Origin of the sequence: Verminephrobacter aporrectodeae subsp. tuberculatae At4, from assembly GCF_000193225.1 — a bacterium.
In the GTDB taxonomy this organism is placed as follows: domain Bacteria; phylum Pseudomonadota; class Gammaproteobacteria; order Burkholderiales; family Burkholderiaceae_C; genus Acidovorax; species Acidovorax aporrectodeae.
In genome coordinates, this window is sequence record NZ_AFAL01000205.1 from 1 (window position 1) to 1,500 (window position 1,500).

Here is a 1,500-nt window from a genome sequence, read left to right on the forward strand (position 1 = left end):
CCCTGGCGCCGCGCGACGACGACATCAGCCATGTGCTGGACTACCGCCGCGTGCGCCAGATCATCATCGACGAATGCACGGCCGAGCACGTGAACCTGCTCGAGAGCCTGATCGGCAAGCTCGCCCAGCGCCTGCTGCAACTGCCCGGCGTGCTCGGCGTGCGCGTGACGATTGCCAAGCTGGAGATTTTTGCCGACTGCGAGGTGGCCATCCGCGTCGAGACCGGGCAGTGGTAGCCGCGGCGGCGCCCCCCACGGGAATGAGACAATCCGGCGCATGAGCACCGTCGCCCGGACCGAAGCCGAAACCATTGCCTCCCCGCGCAGCGCAGTGAAGATCGGGCACGAAACGCACAAGCTCGAAAAGCGCCTGTGCCGCGAGGCCGGGCGGGCCATCACCACCTTCCGCATGATCGAGGAGGGCGACAAGGTCATGGTCTGCATGTCGGGCGGCAAGGACAGCTATACGCTGCTCGACGTCCTGCTCCGGCTCCAGGCGCGCGCGCCGATCCGCTTCGAGCTGGTGGCGGTGAACCTCGACCAGAAGCAACCGGGCTTTCCCGCGCACGTGCTGCCCGAGTACCTGGCCCGTACCGGCGTTCGCTTTCACATTGAGAACGAGGACACCTACGGCATCGTCAAGCGGCTCATCCCCGAGGGCAAGACCACCTGCAGCCTGTGCAGCCGCCTGCGCCGGGGCATTTTGTACCGCGTCGCCGGCGAACTGGGTTGCAGCAAGATTGCGCTGGGCCACCACCGCGACGACATTCTGCAAACCCTGCTGCTCAACATGTTCTTTGGCGGCAAGCTCAAGAGCATGCCGCCCAAGCTGGTGAGCGACGACGGCAGGCACGTGGTGATCCGCCCGCTGGCCTATGTGGCCGAGAAGGACATCGCCCGCTGGGCCACGCACCGCGCCTTTCCCATCATCCCCTGCAATCTGTGCGGCAGCCAGGAGAACCTGCAGCGCAAGCAGGTCGGCGACCTGCTGCGCGACTGGGAAGGGCGCTTCCCGGGCCGCGTGCCGAATATGTTCAACGCCCTGCAGAACGTCGTTGCCTCGCACCTGCTCGACGGCCGCCTCTACGACTTTGAAAACGCCCGGGCCACGGGCATGGCCAGCGCGGACGGCGACAGGGCGTTCGACCCGGACACGTTCCCGGCGCCCGCCCCGGCCCTGCCCGGCATGCAGGTGGTGCAACGGCCTTGAACCATGCAAGGCCCGCGCAGCTCCCAGGAGGCTTCCCCCTTTTCAGGAGACTGAGCATGCTGCGCCGATGGATTTCCACCCTGCTCCTGGGCCTGGCCGCTGCGGCACTCGCGGGTTGCAGCAGCACGCGCCTGGTCGATGGCCAGGTAGAGAGTTTCTCGACCCTGACGGCGCTGCCGGCCCCGGCCACCTACCGCATCGAGCGCCTGCCCTCGCAGCAGACGCCCGCGTTCGAGCCGATCGCGGCGCTGGCGGAACGGGCGCTGACGCGCGTGGGGCTGCAACGCGACG

General features: G+C 67.8%; 2 protein-coding genes and 1 pseudogene. All 3 read left to right on the forward strand.

Annotated features, from left to right (window positions below; genetic code table 11):
• On the forward strand, nucleotides 1-236 hold a 236-nt coding region (locus VTU_RS0105860), incomplete at its 5' end, for a dihydroneopterin aldolase (RefSeq protein ID WP_029554151.1).
• Nucleotides 237-276: 40 nt separating this feature from the next.
• Nucleotides 277-1,209, forward strand: coding sequence for a tRNA 2-thiocytidine(32) synthetase TtcA (gene ttcA / locus VTU_RS0105865; RefSeq protein WP_010101937.1), 933 nt, complete (start codon nucleotides 277-279; stop codon nucleotides 1,207-1,209).
• Nucleotides 1,210-1,265: 56 nt separating this feature from the next.
• A pseudogene (locus VTU_RS0105870) lies at nucleotides 1,266-1,500 on the forward strand (DUF4136 domain-containing protein); the annotation flags it as partial.